General features: G+C 39.3%; 15 protein-coding genes. 11 read left to right on the forward strand and 4 right to left on the reverse strand.

Annotated features, from left to right (window positions below):
• Positions 1–21 precede the first annotated feature (21 nt).
• The gene (locus EV142_RS17285) at positions 22–990 is read left to right on the forward strand and encodes a hydrogen peroxide-inducible genes activator (protein WP_132037086.1); all 969 of its coding nucleotides are present in this window, start codon (positions 22–24) and stop codon (positions 988–990) included.
• Positions 991–1,081: 91 nt separating this feature from the next.
• On the opposite strand, the gene EV142_RS17290 is transcribed toward EV142_RS17285, so the two are convergent.
• Both EV142_RS17290 and EV142_RS17295 read right to left on the reverse strand, forming a co-directional pair.
• Positions 1,082–1,936, reverse strand: coding sequence for an outer membrane beta-barrel protein (locus EV142_RS17290; protein WP_132037087.1), 855 nt, complete (start codon positions 1,934–1,936; stop codon positions 1,082–1,084).
• A gap of 54 nt (positions 1,937–1,990) precedes the next feature.
• Positions 1,991–10,420: a hypothetical protein gene (locus tag EV142_RS17295; RefSeq protein WP_132037088.1), complete on the reverse strand. Its 8,430-nt coding sequence runs from the start codon at positions 10,418–10,420 to the stop codon at positions 1,991–1,993.
• Positions 10,421–10,517: 97 nt separating this feature from the next.
• Here EV142_RS17295 and EV142_RS17300 point away from each other — a divergent pair, with 97 nt between their 5' ends.
• Positions 10,518–11,531, forward strand: coding sequence for an SAM-dependent methyltransferase (locus EV142_RS17300; protein ID WP_132037089.1), 1,014 nt, complete (start codon positions 10,518–10,520; stop codon positions 11,529–11,531).
• Positions 11,532–11,534: 3 nt separating this feature from the next.
• On the opposite strand, the gene EV142_RS17305 is transcribed toward EV142_RS17300, so the two are convergent.
• A complete protein-coding gene (locus EV142_RS17305) occupies positions 11,535–12,089 on the reverse strand; it encodes a phage tail protein (RefSeq protein ID WP_194100249.1) in 555 nt (184 codons plus the stop codon).
• Positions 12,090–12,782: 693 nt separating this feature from the next.
• Between EV142_RS17305 and EV142_RS17310 the strand changes: the two genes are divergently transcribed.
• The 4 genes from EV142_RS17310 (at position 12,783) to EV142_RS17325 (ending at position 16,634) form a co-directional block, all read left to right on the forward strand.
• On the forward strand, positions 12,783–13,433 hold the full coding sequence (locus tag EV142_RS17310; RefSeq protein WP_132037091.1) for a succinate dehydrogenase cytochrome b subunit: 651 nt from the start codon (positions 12,783–12,785) through the stop codon (positions 13,431–13,433).
• Positions 13,434–13,444: 11 nt separating this feature from the next.
• Positions 13,445–15,361 carry a fumarate reductase/succinate dehydrogenase flavoprotein subunit gene (locus tag EV142_RS17315; protein ID WP_132037092.1) on the forward strand — a complete coding sequence of 639 codons (1,917 nt, stop codon included), beginning with the start codon at positions 13,445–13,447 and terminating at the stop codon, positions 15,359–15,361.
• A gap of 8 nt (positions 15,362–15,369) precedes the next feature.
• Positions 15,370–16,116, forward strand: coding sequence for a succinate dehydrogenase/fumarate reductase iron-sulfur subunit (locus EV142_RS17320; RefSeq protein WP_132037093.1), 747 nt, complete (start codon positions 15,370–15,372; stop codon positions 16,114–16,116).
• Positions 16,117–16,199: 83 nt separating this feature from the next.
• Complete coding sequence (locus tag EV142_RS17325; RefSeq protein WP_132037094.1) at positions 16,200–16,634, forward strand: META domain-containing protein; 435 nt, start codon at positions 16,200–16,202, stop codon at positions 16,632–16,634.
• Positions 16,635–16,721: 87 nt separating this feature from the next.
• Here the strand turns inward: EV142_RS17325 and EV142_RS17330 are convergent, their stop codons facing one another.
• Positions 16,722–17,318 (reverse strand): hypothetical protein, encoded by a 597-nt coding sequence (locus tag EV142_RS17330; RefSeq protein ID WP_132037095.1) that lies wholly within the window; start codon positions 17,316–17,318, stop codon positions 16,722–16,724.
• 832 nt (positions 17,319–18,150) lie between these two features.
• Here EV142_RS17330 and EV142_RS17335 point away from each other — a divergent pair.
• The 5 genes from EV142_RS17335 (at position 18,151) to EV142_RS17355 (ending at position 23,828) form a co-directional block, all read left to right on the forward strand.
• The gene (locus tag EV142_RS17335; RefSeq protein WP_132037096.1) at positions 18,151–18,507 is read left to right on the forward strand and encodes a hypothetical protein; all 357 of its coding nucleotides are present in this window, start codon (positions 18,151–18,153) and stop codon (positions 18,505–18,507) included.
• An 818-nt stretch (positions 18,508–19,325) separates the two neighbouring features.
• Positions 19,326–21,065: a histidine kinase gene (locus EV142_RS17340; RefSeq protein ID WP_158286338.1), complete on the forward strand. Its 1,740-nt coding sequence runs from the start codon at positions 19,326–19,328 to the stop codon at positions 21,063–21,065.
• The gene (locus tag EV142_RS17345) at positions 21,053–21,754 is read left to right on the forward strand and encodes a LytR/AlgR family response regulator transcription factor (RefSeq protein ID WP_132037098.1); all 702 of its coding nucleotides are present in this window, start codon (positions 21,053–21,055) and stop codon (positions 21,752–21,754) included. Before EV142_RS17340 ends, EV142_RS17345 begins: the two co-directional genes overlap by 13 nt.
• A 112-nt stretch (positions 21,755–21,866) precedes the next feature.
• A complete protein-coding gene (locus tag EV142_RS17350) occupies positions 21,867–22,715 on the forward strand; it encodes an AraC family transcriptional regulator (protein ID WP_132037099.1) in 849 nt (282 codons plus the stop codon).
• A gap of 162 nt (positions 22,716–22,877) precedes the next feature.
• Entirely contained in the window at positions 22,878–23,828 is a 951-nt protein-coding gene (locus tag EV142_RS17355; protein WP_132037100.1) for a polysaccharide deacetylase family protein, read from the forward strand.
• The last annotated feature ends 36 nt before the right edge of the window (positions 23,829–23,864 follow it).

Here is a 23,864-nt window from a genome sequence, read left to right on the forward strand (position 1 = left end):
TTATAAATTAAAATTATAATCATGACCATTCAACAATTAAAATATATCGTCGCTCTCGATGAAGAACGCCATTTTGCTAAGGCTGCCGAGGTTTGTATGGTTTCCCAGCCCGGTTTGACGATTCAGTTAAAAAATCTGGAAGAAGAAATCGGAATTAAAATTTTTGACCGGACAAAGGTTCCTTTAACGCCAACGGTACTCGGAAAAGAAATTATCAACAGAGCCAGAAAGATTTTGCGTGAGACGAATGAAATCCGTGATTTTGTGGTGAATGAAAAAAATACACTGGAAGGGGAGTTGAAAATTGGTGTAATTTCGACTTTATCTCCGTACTTGATTCCGCTTTTTATTAAAGTAATGAAAGAGATTACGCCAAAGGTTCATTTTATCATTAAAGAAGCCAACACCGGACAATTAATGCACGACGTGGAAACCGGGGCAATTGATGTTGCGATTATGGCTACGCCAACCGGAAATAAAAACCTTATTGAGCATCCGGTTTTTCAGGAACCTTTTGTGGCCTACCTGAATAAGGAACATCCGATGGCAAAGGAAAATTTTTATGAAATTCAGCCCGGAGATAAACCCATGTTATTGCTGCTTCAGAATGAATATTGTTATAATGCGCAATTGCTGGATATTTGCGGACTGAAAGCGCCGGGGCCTATAAAAGACCAGTTTAGTTACGATATCAGTTCTATCGAAACTTTAAAAAACCTCGTTCGTGCCGAATTGGGATTTGCGATTATTCCGGAGCTTTCTACCTTGAATGAAAAAGAAAAAGAACTTTTTAAACCTTTTAAAGATCCAAAACCAGTGCGTGAAATCAGTTTTGTGGTTTCAGATACTTTTTCGAAAAAATTATTACTGGAAAAAATGAATGAAGCGATCTGGAGCTGTCTTCCGGATGCTATAAAAACCAATGTCAGTTACCGAAAAATCAGATGGAACGATTCTCCCTATTTTGTGGATGCGATCAGTAAGGTGTAATGAAAATAATACTTAGGTGCTATTTTAAAATATGGCCCATAAAAAAAGGCATACGGTTAAGTATGCCTTTGTTTTTACTATAATTAGGTATTTAATGCATTGCAAATCGTAATCGGATTCCGTAAGAAACCAATCTCACCTGATTTACGTCTTGGGAATTCAGTACCGTGTTGTGTCCTAACTGAACCGGTAAGGCAGCATTATACTCGACCAGATTTTTATTATCTTCTTTGTCGTAAATATTGTTTAGTCCATAATCAATGTAAGCACCAATGTAGACGGAACTTTTGTCACCAAATTTTTGTTTTACACCTGTTTCAAAAGTAGCGGAATAGGAAATTTCGGTATTAAGATCTTCTTTGCCGACTTTGATATTATTTGTACTTGCAAAACCTGCAAAAGCCGGAGCAAACAATTCTACGTTGTACTGTGGATAGTAACCGCTGGTAGTCAGATTGTCTATCGTTGATTCATAAGAACCATTTATGGCAAAACCCACTTTGGCACCTGCGGCAAGATACAACTGAGTGGTTCCCGGAGTTTCAAACTGAATATTAATAGGGATATTGATGTAGCCTAATTTCTGGTTTTCCCTTAAATTTGTAGCCCTGTATCTGAATTGAAAGGAGTCATTTTCAGCATCAACAGTGTTGTATTGCCCTGCGATAGACTGAAATTTGGCATCCGATTGATAAGACTGGTACTCGGCACCAATTCCAATACTTAGTCCTTCATTTAAATAATACGAATAACGAAGTCCTGCACTAAATCCGTTTCCTTCAACTAAGTCAACGCCTGGTGAATCAAATTTAATAAAGGATGACGGGCCGGCAACAGCAATGGAAATTTCATACTTTTTATCCTGACCGTAACTACTTAAGCAAGTGCCTAAAAGCGCAGTGACCATTGATAAAGAGGCTATATGGTTTGTGATATATTTTTTCATATTGAAATTATATTATGCCAGTGCGGTTTAAAAAACAGCACTGGCAGATTTTATTTATTTTACAAGTACTTTTAGTGTTTTCCTGAAGCTTGCAGTTTCAATCACAACAACAAACATGTTACCATCTGAGTTTTCCGGTAGTTGCACTTCGGTTTTTACTGTTGATGATTTCAATGTTTTTACCAATTGGCCTGAAACAGAGTATAAGCTGATTTGCATATCTTTTATTTCGTCTTCAGGGAAATCTGCTTCAACAGTAACCACTTTTCCTTTTTCAATTGGATTAGGGTAAAGTTTTGCCTGAAATGAATTTTGTAATACAATTTTGTCTGAACAGGTTTGCAGTACTTTTCCATCTTTAGTCGTCACTTTTACTTTATAATCCGCAGTTGGGTCTAAGGTGTTGTTTTGACTGTTACCGGCTGAATAATATTGACCGGTTCCTATCAGTACACCATTTTTGTACCATTCGTAGGCAACAAACTCGTAACCACCATTGGTTAAAGGATTGTTATTGACTAAAAGGGTATTGTTGAATTTCATTTTGACAATGTCATAGAAACCAAAAGGTTTTTCGATTACCAGCATGTAATTTTTAACCACACTTCCGTCTTCTGATGTTACTGTAATTGGCTGATTGTAAATTCCGGCTTTAGGCATCGGAATGGTAAAATTAGCACTTGGCGTAATCGTTGCATTGGCATCGTTTACAATAGCTACAGTAAGATTTTGTTCACCACACTCTAATAAATAATTTATTACTAGTGGTGGATTGTTGTACACCACGCCGCCAATAGTGATTTGTGTGATATCAGCATTGCTGTTCAGAATGGTCAACGTTTGTGCAACACCCACTGCCGGCAGATAATTAGCGTCACCAGCCTGGTTTGCCGTAATAATTCCCTGACCCGTTCTCAGCATGGTTACTAAACCTGCAGGAGTAACAGTCGCCGGTGGCAACGCAGAAGTATAGGTGAAAGAATACGTTACCGGTAAACCTGAACTTGCAGTAGCGCCCAGATTGAAAGTGTTATTCGCTCCCAGTGTTTTAACAGGTATAGGAGCAAAAGTGATGGTTTGTGCAGCTTTGTTGATCGTTAGTTCTGCTGTTAAGGTAACAGGAGAACAATTTACCATTCCCGGTGCCGGAGATACCACAGCAGTGATCGTGTAAACACCTGCATCAATTGCGCTGTTTGCATTTCCTGTTGCCGGTGTCATTGAATACGATACCGTAGCTCCAATCGGAAGACCTGCAACGGCAAGCGTTTGAAGACTTCCGTTATAAGTAACCGCTGTATCTGTAAAAGTAACCTGATCTAAAGGTGAAGCAGTTACCGTAACGGTTTGATTTTGTGTTGCAATATTTCCGTGACCATCATCATAACTCCAGATAATCACATAAGTACCGGCTGAAGTATAATTTAAAGGTGAGGATGTCGTCGCGGTGATCGTGCCTGCACAATTATCAGTTGCTGTCGGAACAGCTATTTCGGCTGCTAAAACAGCACAAGAATTAGTAATCGCCGGAAGATTTGCTACGTTAGGTACCGGAGCAGTGGTGTCTGGATTAGTTGAGATCACTATTATGTTTGTCGCAGTACATCCGTTTCCATCCGTAACGGTTACGGTATACGTTCCCGCAGCCAATCCTGAAGCCGTAGCTGCAGTTCCGCCTGAAGGTGACCATGCATAGGTATATGGAGTGGCTCCACCTGCCGGAATAACAGTTGCCGAAGCGTCCGCTCCTCCAACACAACTAACATTAGTTTGTGTAAATGTAGCTGTAAGTGGCTGAGGTTCTGTGATGGTAAAACTTTGAGTAGCCGTACATCCAACAGCATCCGTTACTGTTATGGTATACGTTCCTGCGACAAGACCTGTTGCCGTAGCAGCGGTTCCTCCGTAAGGGGCCCATGAATACGTATATCCACCAGTTCCTCTGGACGCAAGCACTGAAGCTGATCCATTTGTGCCTCCGTTGCAGCTCACATTAGTTTGTATTAAAGGAGTAGCAAGAAGAGCCTGAGGCTGTGTAATCGTAAAGCTTTGTATTGCAGTACATCCGTTTGCATCTGTTACGGTTACGGTATACGTTCCCTCACTTAATCCTGTTGCAGTAGCAGCAGTTCCGCCAGATGGTGACCATGCGTACGTATAAGTACCAGTTCCGCCGGCTGCGATCACTGTCGCAGAACCATTTGATCCTGAATTACAAGTCACATTGGTTTGTCCACCGTCTGCTGCTGTTAGCACATTTGGCTCTGTAATAGTAAAAGTTTGTGTTGCAGTACATCCGTTGGCATCCGTAACAGTCGCTGTATAAGTTCCTGCACTTAGTCCTGTTGCCGTGTCTGCAGTTCCGCCTGAAGGTGACCATGAATAGGTATATCCAGTAGTTCCACCCGCTGCGATTACCGTTGCAGATCCGTTAGCTCCTGAATTACAGGATACGTTAATCTGAGTTCCTGCAGAAGCAGTAAGAACACTTGGTTCTGTAATCGTAAAACTTTGAGTTGCGGTACATCCGTTGGCATCCGTAACAATCACTGTATAAGTTCCTGCACTTAGTCCTGTTGCCGTGTCGGCAGTTCCGCCTGAAGGTGACCATGAATAGGTATATCCAGTAGTTCCACCCGCTGCGATTACCGTTGCAGATCCATTCGATCCTGAATTACAGGATACATTGGTTTGAGCTCCCGCAGAAGCCGTAAGAACACCTGGTTCTGTAATGGTAAAACTTTGTGTAGCAGTACATCCGTTGGCATCCGTAACAGTTGCCGTGTAGGTTCCTGAAGATAACCCCGTAGCCGTGTCAGCCGTTCCACCGGCAGGTGCCCATGAATAGGTATATCCGCTAGTTCCGCCAGCTGCACTTACTGTAGCAGATCCATTCGATCCTGAATTACAGGATACATTGGTCTGCGCTACAGGTGAAGCGATTAAAACAGTTGGTTCTGTAATGGTAAAACTTTGCGTTGCAGTACATCCGTTGGCATCTGTAACCGTTGCGGTGTACGTTCCGGCAGTTAAACCTGTTGCCGTAGCAGCAGTTCCTCCTGAAGGTGACCATGAATAGGTATATCCGGCAGTTCCACCAGTTGCACTTACCGTAGCAGAACCGTTAGTACCTCCATTGCAGGATGCATTGGTTTGTGCTACTGGCGAAGCCGTAAGAGCAGTTGCTGGTTCTGTAATGGTAAAAGTTTGTGTTGCAGTACATCCGTTAGCATCTGTAACGGTTGCTGTGTAGGTTCCTGCTGTTAAACCAGTTGCCGTGTCGGCAGTTTCACCTGAAGGTGACCATAAATAAGTATATCCAGCCGTTCCTCCTGTTGCACTTACTGTAGCAGATCCATTCGATCCTGAATTACAGGATACATTGGTCTGCGCTACAGGTGAAGCGATTAAAACAGTTGGTTCTGTAATGGTAAAACTTTGAGTAGCCGTACATCCGTTGGCATCTGTAACCGTTGCGGTGTACGTTCCTGCAGTTAATCCTGTTGCAGTATCGGCAGTTCCTCCTGATGGTGACCATGAATACGTATATCCACTAGTTCCACCAGTTGCGATTACCGTTGCAGATCCGTTAGATCCTGAGTTACAGGATACATTGGTTTGTGCTCCGGCTGAAGCTATTAGGACAGTTGGTTCTGTAATGGTAAAACTTTGTGTAGCAGTACATCCGTTAGCATCCGTAACCGTTGCTGTGTACGTTCCTGCAGTTAATCCTGTTGCCGTATCGGCAGTTCCACCTGATGGTGACCAGGAATAGGTATATCCCGGAGTTCCGCCCGTTGCACTTACTGTAGCGGATCCGTTAGATCCTGAATTACAGGAAACATTGGTTTGTGCTACTGGCGAAGCTGTAAGAGCAGTAGCCGGTTCTGTGATGGTAAAGCTTTGTGTTGCAGTACATCCATTGGCATCCGTAATAGTTGCGGTATATGTTCCGGCAGTCAGTCCTGTTGCCGTGTCGGCAGTTCCACCTGAAGGTGACCATGAATAGGTATATCCGGGAGTTCCGCCTGTTGCACTTACTGTAGCCGAACCATTAGATCCTGAATTACAAGATACATTGGTTTGAGCTACCGGCAAAGCTGTAAGAGCAGTAGCAGGTTCTGTAATGGTAAAAGTTTGCGTTGCAGTACATCCGTTAGCATCTGTAACCGTTGCAGTATATGTTCCGGCAGTTAATCCCGAAGCTGTATCGGCAGTTCCACCTGAAGGTGACCATACATACGTGTAGGTACCAGTTCCTCCGGTTGCACTTACTGTCGCAGACCCATTGGATCCTGAATTACAAGATACATTGGTTTGAGCTGCTGCTGAAGCTACTAAAATAGTTGGTTCTGTAATGGTAAAACTTTGCGTTGCAGTACATCCGTTGGCATCGGTAACCGTTACGGTATACGTTCCTGCAGTTAAACCTGATGCCGTGTCGGCAGTTCCTCCTGAAGGTGCCCATGAATAGGTATATCCGGCAGTTCCGCCTGTTGTACTTACTGTCGCAGACCCGTTAGATCCTGAATTACAAGAAACATTGGTCTGGGCTGCGGCTGAAGCTATTAGGACAGTTGGTTCTGTAATGGTAAAAGTTTGTGTTGCCGTACATCCGTTAGCATCTGTAACGGTTGCGATGTATGTTCCTGCAGTTAATCCTGATGCTGTTGCAGCAGTTCCTCCTGAAGGTGACCAGGAATAGGTATATCCGGCAGTTCCGCCTGTTGCACTTACTGTCGCAGAACCGTTAGATCCTGAATTACAAGATACATTAGTCTGAGCTGCGGCTGAAGCCGTAAGAGCAGTAGCAGGTTCTGTAATAGTAAAACTTTGTGTTGCAGTACATCCGTTAGCATCTGTAATTGTTGCTATGTACGTTCCGGCAGTTAATCCCGTTGCCGTAGCAGCAGTTCCTCCTGAAGGTGACCATGAATAGGTATATCCGGGAGTTCCACCGGTTGCACTTACCGTAGCAGACCCTGTTGCTCCTGAATTACAAGCGATATTCGTTTGAGCTACAGGCACAGCTGTAAGGGCTGTTGCTGGTTCTGTGATCGTAAAAGTTTGTGTTGCAATACATGAGTTTGCATCGGTAACCGTTACGGTATACGTTCCTGCGGTTAATCCTGAAGCTGTAGCAGCAGTTCCTCCTGAAGGTGACCAGGAATAGGTATAGGTACCAGTTCCGCCTGTTGCACTTACCGTAGCAGATCCGTTCGATCCTGAATTACAGGACACATTGGTTTGAGCTGCGGGTGAAGCTACTAAAATAGTTGGTTCTGTAAGGGTAAAGCTTTGTGTTGCAGTACATCCGTTGGCATCTGTAACCGTTGCGGTATAGGTTCCTGCAGTCAGTCCTGAAGCTGTTGCAGCAGTTCCACCGGAAGGTGACCATGAATAAGTGTACCCTGCAGTTCCACCTGTTGCACTTACCGTAGCAGAACCATTTGATCCTGAATTACAGGATACATTGGTTTGAGCCGAGGCAGAAGCAACAAGAACAGTTGGTTCTGTAATCGTAAAACTTTGAGTTGCAGTACATCCGTTGGCATCTGTAACCGTTGCGGTGTAGGTACCTGCAGTTAGTCCTGAAGCTGTTGCAGCAGTTCCTCCTGAAGGTGACCAGGAATAGGTATATCCAATAGTTCCACCTGTTGCACTTACCGTAGCAGAACCATTTGATCCTGAATTACAGGAAACATTGGTTTGAGCTGCGGGTGAAGCTACTAAAACAGTTGGTTCTGTAAGGGTAAAGGTTTGTGTTGTAGTACATCCGTTGGCATCCGTGATGGTTACGGTATACGTTCCCGCAGTTAGTCCCGATGCCGTAGCAGCAGTTCCTCCGGCAGGTGCCCATGAATAGGTATAAGTTCCGGTTCCACCAGTTCCACTTACTGTAGCTGAACCGTTAGTACCTCCATTGCAGGATATATTGGTTTGTGCTGTTGGCGAAGCTGTAAGAGCTGTAGCCGGTTCTGTAATCGTAAAACTTTGAGTTGCAGTACACCCTTTAGCATCTGTAACAGTTGCTGTATAGGTACCGGCAGTTAGGCCTGAAGCTGTCGCAGCAGTTCCACCGGCAGGTGACCAGGAATAGCTATATCCTGCAGTTCCACCAATTGCACTTACTGTAGCTGAACCGTTAGAACCTGAATTACAGGACACATTGGTTTGAGCTGCGGCTGAAGCAACCAGAACAGCTGGTTCTGTAATCGTAAAAGTTTGAGTTGCAGTACATCCTTTAGAATCTGTCACAGTCGCAGTATAAGTACCAGCGGCTAATCCTGAAGCTGTTGCAGCCGTTCCGCCAGATGGCGACCAGGAATAGGTATATCCGGCTGTTCCTCCTGTTGCACTTACCGTTGCTGAACCGTTAGTACCTCCATTGCAGGATACATTGGTTTGGGCAGCTGGTGAGGCTATCAGAACACTCGGCTCAGTAATGGTAAAAGTTTGTGTTGCAGTACATCCGTTGGCATCTGTAACAGTCGCGGTATAAGTACCAGCGGCTAATCCTGAAGCTGTCGCAGCCGTTCCGCCAGAAGGTGACCAGGAATAGGTATATCCTGCTGTTCCTCCTGTTGCACTTACCGTTGCCGAACCGTTAGTACCTCCATTGCAGGATACATTGGTTTGGGCTGAAGCCGAAGCTACAAGAGCAGTAGCAGGTTGTGTAATCGTAAAAACTTGTGTAGCAGTACATCCGTTAGCATCTGTAACGGTAGCGGTATACGTTCCTGCGGCTAGTCCTGAAGCTGTTGCAGCCGTTCCGCCAGATGGGGACCAGGAATACGTATAAGAAGGAGTTCCTCCCGTTGCACTTACGGTTGCTGAACCGTTAGTTCCTGAATTACAGGATACATTGGTTTGGGCTGAAGCCGAAGCTACAAGAGCTGATAAAGGTTGTGTAATGGTAAAAGTTTTAGTGGCCTGACAGCTGTTCGCATCTGTGACAGTTACCGTATAGGTTCCTGCCGCTAATCCTGAAGCTGTTGCAGCACTTCCTCCTGATGGTGACCAGGAATAGGTATAGGTAGGAGTTCCTCCTGTTGGACTAACAGTAGCTGTACCATTAGTACCATTAAAACAGGAAACATTAGTTTGAGTCCCTGCAGTAGCATTAAGAGCTACAAGAGGTTGTGTAATTGTAAATGTTCTGGTTGCCTGACAGCTATTTGCGTCTGTAACAGTTACGGTATAAGCACCCGCAGCCAATCCTGAAGCAGTTGCTCCTGTACCGCCAGATGGGCTCCATGAGTACGTATACGTACCAGTACCTGTTCCTCCGGATGGGATAACCGTGGCCGTACCATTTGATCCTCCGTTGCACGATACATTTGTACTTGCTCCTGTAGCCAGACTAATAGCTGGTGGTTGTGTTATATTAAAAGGTCTTGTTATCTGAGTTCCTTCAGCATCTGTAACGGTTACAGTGTAATTACCCACAGTTAGTCCTGTAGCACTTGCTCCCGTTCCTCCTGATGGTGACCAGGAATAAGAGTAAGAAGTTTTTCCTCCCGTTACATTTACTGTAGCTGTTCCATTTGATCCTCCATTACACGAAACGTTAGTTTGTGGTGTCGACGAAGTACTTAAAGCGGCTCCGGTTGTAAAGGTTTGTTCAGCGCCATAACCCGTTCCTCCGGAGTTTTTGGCATAAGCTTTATAGTAAATTAGAGTAGAGGCAGGAAATAATCCAACCGTATTGGAAAAGATTCCGGTACCAGTACCGATTTGGATTTTATTACTTAGTATCGTAGGGTTTGTTGTGGTTGCCCAAACAATTCCTCTTTCTATAGTAGGATCACCGCCGTCGGCGGTTACATTACCGCCAAGTGTTGCTTTTACTGCTCCTACGTTTGAGGCTGCAGCCGTTGTAACAGTTGGTGCTGATGCGCCATTTGCAAATCTAAAATCATCAACAGCAAAATAATCATAGTTAGTGCTTAATTGAATTTCAAGCTGATCTATGATTACAGCTGTATTGTCTGATCCCCCTTCGGTAGCGAAGTTGATTTGTATAAAACCATTACCCGGAAGGGCAGTTCCAATATTAGCACCAGTTGTACTTTTGACAACCGTAAATTGTGTAGTACCGGCCAGTTTACCTTTAAAAGTAATAGAACCAGGCAGGCCATCACCGGTAACACCTGGAGTAAAAGCAGCATTACCGGCTACATAAATCCAAAGACTGCTAAGCTTAAAGCTGCCAGTAGCATCACTGATAGTACCAGACTGACCAAAACCTTCGGGTCCCGCAGAGTCTTGAACCTGAATAAATTTGCCTGAGCCATTATAACCTCCACTTGCAAGAGGGTAGACTTTAAAGCTAACGTAACTGCTGGTTAAATTAAACGTTTTAGTACCATTTGTAAAACTGCTGGCATTATTAGTCGCAGTTTCAAATGTTTCGGTAGTTTGGGCCCAAATATGCGGGATCGCAAAAAACAGAAAGATGAATAATAAGTAAAGTTTTTTCATAATTCATTGAGATTAAATTGATCGGATAGTATTGTTGCATTATATTTTTAACTTATATTTCTCCCTTAAAAAAAAGAGATTCTTAAAGTTGTAAAGTATGTATAAAGAGGAACTTGCATTTATTGTTAAATCTATCATCGCATCAGAGACTATTCATGAACATGTAAAGTGGGCGGAACAGCTTTCTGTTTTTTACAAAAAAACGGCGACAAATAAGAATCCGGAAAATAATGAAACCCTTATAAAAGGTGGTTTTGCTTTATCCAGTTCGGGCGCTGCCGATTGTGTTGATGATTATTTGCGTACCATTTTCTTTATAAAAGGCATTTACAAAGCTTTAACGAAATTGAGTTTAGATTTTCCGGAGAGAAGCATTAATATCCTTTATGCAGGATGTGGCCCCTACGCAACATTAATTCTGCCTTTGCTTCCATTATTGAATAAAGATAGAATTAAGGCTGTTTTAATAGACATCAACGCCGAATCCATACAATCGGTACATAATCTCTTATCCATTATCGGTCTCGAGGAGTATGATTTGCAGCTAATAGAAGCAAATGCTATTACTTACACCAAACCAACAGATTTTGTGATCGATCTTGCTATTACAGAAACCATGCATTATGCACTTACCCGTGAGCCTCAGGTCGCCATTACAAAAAACATAGTCAGACAATTGACTTCTGATGCCATCCTGATTCCCGAAGAAATAAGAATTGATCTCGTCTATACCTTTTTTGCTTATGAGCCGTATCTTAAAAATACTCTAGAAGTAAAGGGCCGCAACGAAATGCAGCCCTATACTGATCATGTATTTGTTGATAGATTATTTACAATAAACAAAGAACATTTTGACAGAAAAGAGAGTAGCTCAAAATTTGAAAGCTGCTTTTATAAACTGCCGGACAATTTTAGTAACCACCCTGACGTATGCATTTTTACAGAGATTAAGATATTTGAGGATATGGAGTTAAAAACTGCCGAATCCTATATCACAAATCCCTTTTGTGTTGTATCAATGTATGGTCTTAGTGCTTACTCTGAAATTCAGTTAGTCTATGATTATAGTGAAATTCCACAATGGTCATATAACTTAAAAGAAAGAGCGTGAGGTTTAGTTTCTGGTTGGAAAAATACCTTCAAGACAAATAATATAAGTTAAAGCCAAATAAGGCTGCATTATGGATACCGGTATATTATTTCCTGTTGCACCGGTAACAATGCTGGTTGTCAGATTAACATTCGGAGTAGATGTAGCAAAACCTAAAGTAGGTGCAAAAGCTCTTGCTACTATTGATCCGGGTGTAGCTATAGAAGCTCCTGCTATCGGTACCGCATCAGTTGAATTCGCACTGCTTACTGCTAAAGTACCAGGACCGGCATGAACGTGAGCTGGCAAATTGCTTGTTAAAAGACTTACAGTTGGAGTACCTGCAACCTCACCCAAAACATAATTTGACCCACCACCATTTCCTGAACCAATAGCTACTGATCCCTGTAAATTCGGTAATGCAAATGTAGTTTGTCCATTTCCTCCGTACGTAGTACCTAAAATTGAAAATAAAGCACTATTCTGAGCAATAGACATTATTTGTCCGTTACAAAGCGCCCAGCCTCTTGGTGCGAAATTTCCTGCAAAAAGTTTTACAACTCCTATGAATTCTTCCATAATAAAAATTGATTAAATTAATTAATAATAGTTTTGTTTAGTTTATGTAACAAATCTACCTTATTGACCACTTTTAAGAGCACGTAGAAATACCTGTTTTTGTAGTCAAATTGGCCTTTAGAATAATTTAGTTTAAAGTTAATTGATTCTAAATGAGTTCAGTCCGTTTTTAATATTTTTTTTTATTAATTTTTTTCCTATATTTTTACGCGACCCTTACAATAAGCAGGAAGTACTTTTTCGAATGAAAAAAAAAGACAGAGGGAGCGACTTAAAAGTGAAGAAATTGAGAAAATATTAGAGGTCGTGGTAAACTAAAAAAATAACAATCACATTCATTTTAGCAATTTTCAAAATTTAGATTGCCTTATAACTGTGGCACATTTGCATAATTACGGAATGGAACAAAACAACAGCAACTTTACTGCTTAAGAAAATACCAGAGCGACTCAATTATAAAATAAATCTTATATAATATTTTCATTAATAGAGTTTTAATAAAAAATAATGTACCTTGTACATAAGAAAAATCTCAATTAACCAGACGATCCTAATTTGGAATGATGAAAAAGTAGTTTTTTGCCAGCGTTTAATAGTTGCCTTAAACTTGAATAATTCCCTATATAGATCATGTTATTCTAAATAAAAATTTAGAACAGAATATAAAGCTGTTAATTTTAAAAATTACTGGATATGAATACATTAACAAGGAAGATTATAATGTGTCTTACCGGTTTGTTTCTCTGCTTTTTTCTCATTATCCATTTTTTAGGGAACCTGCAGCTCTTTTTGCCCGCTGAAGAAGCTCAGAAGAGTTTTAATGCCTATTCGCACTTTCTTTCGGGAAACCCTTTTATAAAAATCATATCGTACGGACTTTATGCCTGCATTATCGCGCACGCTTTGGATGCACTGTACATTACAATTCAAAACAAAAAATCCGGAGGGGCCTTTAAACACGATAAACGCGATCGCGCCAGCAAGTGGTATACCCGTAATATGGGAATTTTAGGCTTTGTGATTTTACTTTTTCTGGTATTGCATTTTCAAAACTTTTGGTACTACTACAAGTTTGGATCCTTGTCTCTGGATCAGTCCGGAAATAAAGATTTGTATACTCTGGTCGTGATTTCTTTTCAGCAATGGTGGATTGTACTTATTTATGTACTATCAATGTTAGCACTGTTTTATCATCTGGTGCATGGTGTGCATAGTGCAACCCGTACGCTGGGAGTTTTTCATCCAAAATATGTTCGCTGGATACAGAAAACAGGAGTGCTTTATGCTGTTGTTATTTGTTTGGGTTTTGCTTTAATGCCAATTTATATCTATTTCACTTATTAAAATCAGTTGCTATGAAATTGGACGCTAAAATACCGGAAGGGCCACTGGAAGAGAAATGGTCTGTTTATAAGAGAACAGCTAAAATTGTAAATCCGGCAAATCGAAAAAAGCTCGATGTCATTGTTATTGGTACAGGTCTTGCCGGAAGTTCAGTTGCCGCTTCCTTAGGAGAAATGGGGTACAATGTAAAATCATTTTGTTTTCAGGATAGTGCCAGAAGAGCACATTCTGTTGCAGCACAGGGCGGTGTAAATGCCGCTAAAAATTACAAAAATGACGGAGACAGCGTTTACAGAATGTTTATGGATACAATCAAAGGCGGTGATTTTAGAGCAAGGGAAGGCAATGTCTACAGAATGGCAGAATGTTCCCTAAATCTTATCGATCAGGCGGTAGCCCAGGGCGTTCCGTTCGGAAGGGAATATGGCGGATATCTCAATAACCGTTCATTTGGCGGCGTTCAGGTAAGCCGTACCTTTTATTCGAGAGGACAAACAGGGCAGCAGCTGTTATTGGGCGCTTATCAGGCCTTGATGAGACAAGTCAGTAAAGGAACTGTAAACCTTGCGGCAAAACACGAATTATTAGATGTGGTTTTAATAGAAGGAAAAGCGAGAGGTGTCATTATTCGAAATTTAGATACAGGAGCAATTGAAAGTCATGCCGCCCATGCAGTTGTACTGGCAACCGGAGGTTATGGTAAAATATATTTTCTTTCGACATTGGCAATGGGATGCAACGGATCGGCAATCTGGAGAGCGCACAAAAAAGGAGCTTTAATGGCTAGTCCGAGCTGGATACAGATTCACCCGACATCTTTGCCGCAATCCGGAGATTACCAGTCTAAATTGACACTGATGTCGGAATCCCTAAGAAATGACGGACGAATCTGGGTACCGCTCAAAGCAGATGATACCCGAAAACCAAATGATATTCCGGAAGCAGAAAGAGATTATTACCTCGAAAGACGATATCCTTCTTTCGGTAATCTGGCGCCGCGGGATATTGCTTCACGAGCCGCAAAAGAACGCATTGATGCCGGTTTCGGAATTGGCCCGTTAAAAAATGCCGTCTATCTGGATTTTTCAAAAGCAATACACAATCTCGGAAAAGATAATATTAAGGAAAAATATGGAAATCTGTTTGATATGTATTATAAGATAACAGGTTACGATGCCTATCAGGAACCCATGATGATTTCGCCATCGGCACATTTTTCTATGGGAGGTCTTTGGGTTGATTATGAGCTCATGACTACCATTCCGGGTTTATTTGCCTTAGGGGAAGCAAATTTTGCAGACCATGGCGCGAACAGGTTAGGGGCCAATTCACTTTTGCAGGCTTCGGTCGATGGTTATTTTATTGCGCCTTACACGATCGCCAATTACCTGTCAGATGAAGTTAAAACGGGTAAAATAAGTACAGATCATCCGGCCTTTCAGGAAGCGGAGGAGGCCGTAAAAAAACAAATTCAGCAATTAATTGACATAAATGGAAACCGTACTGTAGACAATTATCATAAAACGCTTGGTAAGATTTTATACGATTATTGCGGATTGGCGCGCAAAGAAGCAGGTCTTTTATATGCCATAGAAGAAATACGAAAACTGAAGGAAGATTTTTATCAAAACGTAAAAGTGCCAGGAAATGGTAGTCAAATGAATGCGGAACTCGAAAAAGCCGGAAGAATGGCAGATTATTTTGAAATAGGAGAACTGATGTGTTTTGATGCACTAACGAGAAAGGAATCCTGTGGAGCCCATTTTAGGGAAGAATACCAGACAGCCGACGGAGAAGCTTTGCGAAATGATGCTGAATATCAGTTTATTTCCGCCTGGGAATGGAAAGGAGATACTACCGAGCCAATCCTTCATAAGGAAGCTTTAATTTTTGAAACCGTGCAACCAACTGTTCGCAGTTATAAATAACAACAGCAATGAAACTACATCTTAAAATATGGAGACAAAAGAATGCTGAAACTACAGGTAAATTAGTTGATTATACGGTAGAAGATGTAAATCCGCACATGTCTTTTCTTGAAATGCTGGATCATCTCAATGAAAAATTGATTTTAGCCGACGATGAACCGGTGGAATTTGATCACGATTGCCGCGAAGGCATTTGTGGGCAATGCGGTATAATGATTAACGGAATAGCGCACGGACCATTGAAAAACACCACTACCTGCCAATTACACATGCGGGAGTTTAAGGACGGAGATAAGATTTTTATCGAACCTTTTCAAACAGCCGTTTTTTCGGTTAGAAAAGATCTTAAAGTAGACAGAAGCGCATTCGATCGTATTATTTCGGCCGGAGGTTTTGTTTCCGTCAATACAGGCCAGGCTCCCGAAGCCAATACAACCAGAATAACGCATGATACTACTGAAGCAGCTTTTGATTCCGCGGCCTGTATTGGTTGTGGGGCCTGTGTAGCCACTTGTAAAAACGGAAGCGCTGTACTTTTTACTGCTGCGAAAATCTCCCAATTGGCTCAGCTGCCACAAGGCAGGGAAGAACGAACCCTTCGCGTTTTCAATATGGTGAAACAAATGGATGAAGAAGGTTTTGGAAATTGTTCGAATACAGAAGCCTGTCAGATAGAGTGTCCGCAAAATATTTCAGTATTAAATATTGCAAGAATGAATTATGAGTACAATCGGGCACGAATATTGAGAAAGTAATTCTTAGAAAATACTTTTTAGAATTTTCTAACCTGATTTTAATCTTCAAAAAACAAAAATTATTAATTTAAAAACACATTTTTATGAGAAACTACATAATCGCAATCGTTTCAATTTCAACTTTATTATTTAATTCCTGTATGGCATCAAAAGAGACTAAAAGTGCAGCCGGCCTTTTTGATACAACCTGGGAACTGGAATACATTTCAGGACCAAGAATTGCCTTTGAAGGATTGTATCCGAATAAAAAACCACAAATTACTTTTGACCAGAAAGAGACAAAAGTTTTTGGAAACAATGGCTGTAACGGATACAGCGCATCTTATACCTTAAACGGAACAGCATTGACTTTTGGAGAACCGGGCCCGACAACAATGATGTTTTGTGATGGAGGAGGAGAGCAGCAATTTTTACTGCAAATAAAAAAAATCACAAGCTATGCTATTGATAAGGATGGAAAACTTAATTTACTTGTAGGTGATGTTCCCATGATGAGATTTAAAAAAGTTGCTAAATAAATTTAAAGATTAGTTTACATAGAAAAAGGGAAAGTGATTTATTATCACTTCCCCTTTTTTAATAATCCCGATACGATTTAGCAAATTTTATTCTTTAAGCAGTAGAATGGTAGCTTTATATCCGGTACCCACATTCCATTGGCTGGAATAAATAACAGCGCCTTTATCATCATACACTTCAAATTGCGCGGTATTAGGCGAAGCAAATCCTTCATTTAGAGCCTCAAAATCTATTTTATTCATTCCTTCGACTAAAGTTATTTTGAATCCTTTAAATTCTCCATCCAAACCAACTTCAGGTTCAATTACTTTATCATTTAAATACACTTTAATCTTATCGCCGTCTACAAAAGCAGCATCGCGATATCGAACGGTAGACGTAAATGATTTCGTCCTGAAACCTCCTAAATACTGATTTCGTCTGTAAGCGATTTCATTCGTATTGGAATCCGGCTTATAAATAGTAGTATCCTTAAAAAGTTCTTTCGGATCGATCTTCAATGGATCCGGTTTTTCCACAACAGCCGGCGGATTGACTTTTGGGGAAATTTCTTTGGGAGGAATCACTTCTTTAACAGGCGATTCCTTAGCCGGAATCGACTTAAATTTAGTATTCAATTCATCCTGCGCCTGTCCTTGCAGTGAAACGCCAATCAATATAATTAAAAACAATATCCTTTTCATAATTCTCTAAATAATTAATAAATAAAAACAATCAGGTAGTATAGCGAAATGCCGTAATACCCAATTTATATAACATTTTATTATAGTATTTATTGCATCAGCAGACTGCATTTTCAATTCAGGAAGTGTTTAAAAGAAGTTGTCTTTTGCTTTTTCAGAGGTGTAGTGTAAGTCATATTTTTGGATTTTAACTGCTCAAAATCGATAATTTGACTATAAAATCTTCAGATATCAATTGAAACCCTACAGTTATCAATCGGTTTTGGAAATTACTTTTATTGAGTTGTATTTTCGCAACAGTATTGCAGAGAAGTGAACGTACTGGCAAAAAATCGGATAACTGATACAGCTAATATAAGTTTAAATTTCTGATAAGCAAACCATTTTATTCAAATGAATAAAAGGTTAAAATGAAAGGTTGAAATTATGCCGGACTATTATAAAAATACGAATAAAAAGTTTGTGTTTTTGGAGAAATCAAAATCGTTTGGTATATGTCGAATGATATTTTTTGTTGTGTTTTATTGATGACGGCATAATTTCAACTTCTTCATTTTTTATTGCATCAGGTTTTCTGCTTGTTTTTGATATTGGGGGGTATCATTAACAGGCAGGTTCCTGATCAATTATTAGGCAGAATTAGTTCTTTTATTAGCTTGATACTGTACTACGGCATCCGAATGTTTGCCAGATCGCACAAATATGAATTGAAATTCCCCAGATATTAATTGGTGTCCGGTGTTGTGAAAACTCATATTTACCTTTGTTAAAAAAATTTCTGCACACCGTTTTTTAGAGTTTTAAAGAAAATAAATAATATAAAAACTTCAATATGGATAATAAAGTATTGGTTTACGACAATCAGCATGGTTTTTCACGATTTTTAACCAAAATATTTGGAGAGGTATACGACTTTAAAATATTTAAAAAATTTGACAATAATTTCGATTTTGACAGTTTTGAAAACGAATATTTGCTGGCCTTTTTTGTGCTTTATTCGGAAAAGAATTTATTTGATTTTATGAAAATTTACAGAAAAGGAGTGCCATTGGTAGTTTGTAGTTTTAATGAAGAGTTGTTGCATCAATTTGAAAGTATCACGGATATTAATGTAATAAATACATCAAAATGTAAACAGTCACTTGTAAATGAGTTCCAAATTTACCTCTACACGTATGTTGAGGTCTGATTGGTAATAATTTAAAAAATCAGGTAAACAATCAACAGTGATTTTAAAATAAAAAACAGGTCATGAGTATTTTTAGAGAACCATTGAACTTGCTTTTTCGTATAAAAAGAATAAAATAGTAGTAACAATCACTTTCTTCAAAGTGACTTTGAAATGATAATTGATAGATAGCCATAGTTTTTAAAATAAAAGTATTGGGAGAAAAAAAATTGTTATTACTAGTACCCGACCTTGCATTTTGATAGCAGCAATGGTCTCTTTAAGGAGGATTCTCTTTATGTAGTGATGTATAAGTAGGTTGTGGTATTCTTACGAAATCAGCATTGCATAAGAGACATCCTCTTTATTTTTTATAAATGATTTTATTTGCTAACGTTTTATTGTAACTCCATTGTGCTATTCATTATAGGAAATAAAAGAATCCTCATGAGAAACAGCGCAACTTTTGAATTACTCTATACTAAAAGAGTGATTAAAAGGCATAATTTAATTTTAAAACCGATCTATCAAAAAAAAATACAATTATCAATTGAATCCCTACAGTTATCAATCGCTTTGTATTAAATGTTTGTTTCGCCCTTTCTTTGTAAAAAAAGTTTTATGGAGAGAAAGCCTCTTGTTTATTCTTGCTTTCGCAAATACTAAAAACATAATTAGTGTAGGAACTTCGTAAAGGTTTGTATTGAAGATAAACCAAAGTTAAGTATAAGAATTGAAAATTCGGTTTTTTTGTCATATAAATTATTGTATATCAATGTTTTAATGTTGAAAAGTAATATGTTTAAGAGGTTTTCCAGTACATGCTAATATTTCCGAATATGATAAGAAATAAGGCTATCGTTTTTCTGTTTTTCATCCTACTCTTTTTACTGCCTAAAATGAGATACAGCCAATCTGATTTAAATTTTGAACCAGTTGATAGTGTTATTGAAGGGCATCAGACAGATCGGTATTCCTGGTGTAAAGACCAGCTTGAGCTGCTCAAAAAGAGATACAGGGGATTTCCAAAGACGGGGCAGGTTGTTTACGCAAAATCGGCAGAATTTATGGCATCCAGGAGATTTGATGCTCAGGCTGAGGCAGAGATGAACGAGGCGATTCGTATGTGTAAAGGTGAGCAGTGTTATCCCGAGAAAGGCATTGTTAATATGATCAATGCGGAATACTATTTTAAGCATGATAAAATTGTAATGGCGCTGGAAATAATTCTTCAAAACAATCTGGAACTCGAAAAATGGTCCCCTTCTTCAAAAGTTTTATCAGACAGCTATCTTCAGACGGCAAAATATTATAACAATTTAGATTTTTACGAAAAAGCAAAAGACTATCTGAAGAAAACAATTCAACATTCCGGAAAAATTAAATACAATGTCAATTTATCAAAAGTTTACAATCAACTTGGACGAATATTGCGACGGCAGAAAAAGTCACAGGAGGCTCTGAAATATTTTAAGAAATCAATTAAAAATGACGATCTGCATAAAAAATTTAGTTTACATGCTGCCACTTACAGCAATATTGCGGCTGTATTTATTGATTTAAAAAATTATGACAGTGCCTATTTTTATTTAAAGAAAGCGAAAAAATATGCCGCAAAGGGCTATGTTTTAAATACCGATTTGTTGGGGCTCAAAGCGACCATAAATAAAAGGATGGCACTTGTTTTTATTAGAAAAAATGCAACTGACAGTGCGCTGTATTATCGAAAACTAGAATTAAAGGAATTAAAGAGTGTTCAGTTTTTAGAAAAAAAAGATTTGGTCGATAAAACGACGCAGCAGGCTAAGATTAAATTTCAGGGCGAGGCGATCCGGCTTCTCAGGGATAAGAACCAATTAGAAAAGGAATTGTTTCAGAGTGAGCGAATCATTGTATTTGTAATACTGTTATTGATCGCACTTATTTTATATGGGTACTACCGTAAAAATATTTTGAGACAGGAGCAGGCCGCTTTACAATTAGAGCAGAAAGTACTGAGATCACAGATGAACCCACATTTTATATTTAACGCGCTTGTGGCCATTCAGAATTCAATGATGGACAACAATATTTTAGAATCAGCTTCTCATGTGGCAAAATTCGCAAAACTGATCCGGCAGAATTTTGATTTTACGCAAAAAGAATATGTCACTTTAGAAGAAGATCTGGATGCGCTTCAAAATTATATATCCGTTCAGAAAATGCGATTTCAGCAAAAATTTGACTGTTTTATAGCGTATGGAGACGTTGAAATCGAGAGCATATTAATTCCGCCTTTATTATTACAGCCTTTTGTAGAAAATGCGATTGAAAGCGGATTTAAAGGAATTAACAAATTTGGGATTCTGAAAATAGAAATATTTACTGTTTCAAAGAAAAAAATAGGTTTTCGCATTACAGACAACGGGGTGGGTTTTAAGGTGGTTAAAGATGATAAATTACATTCCACGGAGATTTTTAAAGCACGGCTTTCCCTACATAATACCAACGACCTGAATAGTTTCACAATAGTATCAAGACCGGATTTTGAAGGAACTAAAATAGAATTTAAATACACCGTAAAAAAATGTATAAAGTAGCCATAATAGAAGATGAAACTGCGGCAGCTGCAGCTTTGGAAAAGATGATTTCTATTTTAGAACCGGATTTTAAAATCTGTGCTAAAATTCCAAGTGTCTTTGAAAGTCTGATCTTTTTTAGAGAGACTAACGTCGACCTTGTTTTTATGGATATTCAGCTGTCAGACGGGGATTGCTTTGAATTATTGGCGAAAATTCCGCATCTCAATTTTTCAATTATTTTCATTACCGCTTATGACACTCATGCGATAAAGGCCTTTAAATTTAATGCTATTGATTATATTTTAAAACCTATTGATCCTGAGGAACTCGCAAAAGCAATAGTCAGGGCAAAAGAAAAGTTAAGCAGCCGTGTTCTGATCGAATATTTTTTAACGAACAGGAGCAATGATAAGCCCCGTTTGGCCCTTAGTGTTTTAAATGAAACTCTGTATGTCAATATTGAAGATATTATCAGACTCGAGGCAGATAGTGCTTATACCATATTTATTTTGAAAGATAAGTCTTTTACAGTATCTAGAAACATTAAATATTATGAAGACTTATTGGAGGGGTATAACTTTATAAGGATACATTATTCGCACCTGGTCGCTAAAAATGAAATCGCATCAAGGAAAGTAGCTACCCTGAAAATGAGCAACGGAGATGTAATTCCTATGTCGGTAAGGAAAAGATTTTTACTGAAGTAACAGAGCGGCTGCAATTTTAATTTTTTGATTATCGCGAACAAAAAACAAATATAACCTGAGGGAATGTTGTTGTATAATTTCATTATATTTTTGTAAAAATTTATTACAGCATATGAAACGTTTTAATAGTTATTATTCTTTAAATGTGTTTCGACTGGAACTCGACCGATGGGAATTTCCGGTTCATAAACATAACTTTTATGAGTTTATTTTTATTGAAAAAGGAAGCGGGCAACACTTTCTGAATGAGGGATCTTTTACTTACAAGGAAGGGGATGTTTTTTTATTAAGACCGGAAGATTTCCATTATTTCAAGCTGGAAGAGCAAACGCATTTTATATTTATAAAGTTCACAGAACAACTTTTTATAGAAAAATTAGAAGGCGGAAAAACGGCAAAATGGATGGAGGTGATCAAAACGCTGCTGCAAAATGCATCTTCTGTGAACGGTAGTTTAGTAGAGGACGTTCAGGATAAAAAACACCTTAGTTATTTATTGCAGATTTTAGTAGTTGAATTTACAAAAACCTGCACCTACAGCCGCGAACTGGTGATTGAACTTTTTGGTGCCATAATGATGATGCTCGCCAGAAGCCATTCGACAACTGCATATGGCGAAAAATGTCCGGGTAATACCGAGCTGGACAGACTGAATCAGATATTAGGTTATCTGCGATTGTATGCGTTGGATGCAGAAAAAATGCGTGTCGAAAATATTGCAAAGCATTTTATAATGTCGCCGAATTATATCAGTATTTATGTAAAGAAGCACAGCGGTGTTTCGATTCAGCAGCACATTATACAAACGAAGCTGAGATCAGCAGATCAATTGCTGAAGAACAGCCGCCTGAACATTAATGAAATAGCCGCTAAACTAGGTTTTACAGATGCGAGTCATTTCAATAAGCTGTATAAAAAGTACAGAGGAGTAAGTCCGGGTATGGCTTATCAGTCCAGTTAAGAATCCCGGAATAAAAGTGGCTGACATGAAGTTTATTTTTGAAGCTTTTATTTTAATATTTCCGGATTAATGAAAATTGATTTATACAAAATAACAATCGATTTGTACCTGAATAGTTGACCTCGTAATTCTAATTTTGTCTTACAAATAAAAAAAAAAGAAATGAAAAAATATGTATCTGTCAGAGGTTTGTTGGCAATGGTTTTGTTGTTAGCCTCTTTTAAAGGAATCAGCCAGACGAAAGAAAAGGCTAAAAGTTATTGGCCGAATGGTGCCCGGTTAGTAATTTCAGTATCGATGCAATTTGAAACAGGAGGACAGCCGGAAGGCGCAGAAAGCCCTTTTTCAGGAAACCCATTACCCAAAGGACAGCCCGATTTAGCCGCAGACAGCTGGTTCCGGTACGGAGGAAAAGAAGGCATCTATCGTATGCTTGATTTATGGAAAAAATACGATATCAAAGTAACTTCTCATGTGGTGGGACAAGCAGCGGTAAAATATCCGGAAGTAGCAAAAGCAATTGCCGATCAGGGTCATGAGATCGCAGCACACGGTATGACATGGGACAACCAATGGAATAAAAGTTATGCGGATGAATTGTCATTTGTAAAAAAGGGAATCGATACTGTGGAAGCCATTACAGGAAAAAGGGGAGTAGGATATAATAGTAATTGGTTGAGAAGAGGTCCCAATACCTTAAAAGTACTTCAGGAACTTGGTTTTTTATACCATATAGATGATCTCAGCCATGATGAACCCTTTATCACCCTGGTAAATGGAAAAAGATTTGTTGTCATTCCGTATACATTGCGTAACAACGATATCGTAAATATTGAAGGGAAACACTGGAGTCCGGATCAATTTTTAAATCAGTTAAAATTAGAGTTTGATCAGCTTTATAAAGAAGGTGCCACGAAACGAAGAATGATGTCTGTTAGTTTTCATGATCGTATTGGAGGGTCTCCGGCTGTTGTAAATGTCATGGAACAGTTTATAAAATATACCAAAACAAAGCCCGGTGTAGTTTACATGCGAAAAGATGATATTGCCAGACTGGTGCAGAATGACCCGAATACCCCAATCGATAATTCGGAGGAGCAATACAATAAATAATTTGATACGGAACTTTTAATTTTAAAAACAGAACCC

The organism is Flavobacterium circumlabens, from assembly GCF_004345565.1.
GTDB classification, from domain to species: domain Bacteria; phylum Bacteroidota; class Bacteroidia; order Flavobacteriales; family Flavobacteriaceae; genus Flavobacterium; species Flavobacterium circumlabens.

Bases quoted from the DNA above. Each gene is read 5' to 3' on its own strand.
- EV142_RS17285 (WP_132037086.1), top strand. From the start codon at position 22: ATGACCATTCAACAATTAAAATATATCGTCGCTCTCGATGAAGAACGC.
- EV142_RS17290 (WP_132037087.1), bottom strand. From the start codon at position 1,936: ATGAAAAAATATATCACAAACCATATAGCCTCTTTATCAATGGTCACT.
- EV142_RS17295 (WP_132037088.1), bottom strand. From the start codon at position 10,420: ATGAAAAAACTTTACTTATTATTCATCTTTCTGTTTTTTGCGATCCCG.
- EV142_RS17300 (WP_132037089.1), top strand. From the start codon at position 10,518: ATGTATAAAGAGGAACTTGCATTTATTGTTAAATCTATCATCGCATCA.
- EV142_RS17305 (WP_194100249.1), bottom strand. From the start codon at position 12,089: ATGGAAGAATTCATAGGAGTTGTAAAACTTTTTGCAGGAAATTTCGCA.
- EV142_RS17310 (WP_132037091.1), top strand. From the start codon at position 12,783: ATGAATACATTAACAAGGAAGATTATAATGTGTCTTACCGGTTTGTTT.
- EV142_RS17315 (WP_132037092.1), top strand. From the start codon at position 13,445: ATGAAATTGGACGCTAAAATACCGGAAGGGCCACTGGAAGAGAAATGG.
- EV142_RS17320 (WP_132037093.1), top strand. From the start codon at position 15,370: ATGAAACTACATCTTAAAATATGGAGACAAAAGAATGCTGAAACTACA.
- EV142_RS17325 (WP_132037094.1), top strand. From the start codon at position 16,200: ATGAGAAACTACATAATCGCAATCGTTTCAATTTCAACTTTATTATTT.
- EV142_RS17330 (WP_132037095.1), bottom strand. From the start codon at position 17,318: ATGAAAAGGATATTGTTTTTAATTATATTGATTGGCGTTTCACTGCAA.
- EV142_RS17335 (WP_132037096.1), top strand. From the start codon at position 18,151: ATGGATAATAAAGTATTGGTTTACGACAATCAGCATGGTTTTTCACGA.
- EV142_RS17340 (WP_158286338.1), top strand. From the start codon at position 19,326: ATGATAAGAAATAAGGCTATCGTTTTTCTGTTTTTCATCCTACTCTTT.
- EV142_RS17345 (WP_132037098.1), top strand. From the start codon at position 21,053: ATGTATAAAGTAGCCATAATAGAAGATGAAACTGCGGCAGCTGCAGCT.
- EV142_RS17350 (WP_132037099.1), top strand. From the start codon at position 21,867: ATGAAACGTTTTAATAGTTATTATTCTTTAAATGTGTTTCGACTGGAA.
- EV142_RS17355 (WP_132037100.1), top strand. From the start codon at position 22,878: ATGAAAAAATATGTATCTGTCAGAGGTTTGTTGGCAATGGTTTTGTTG.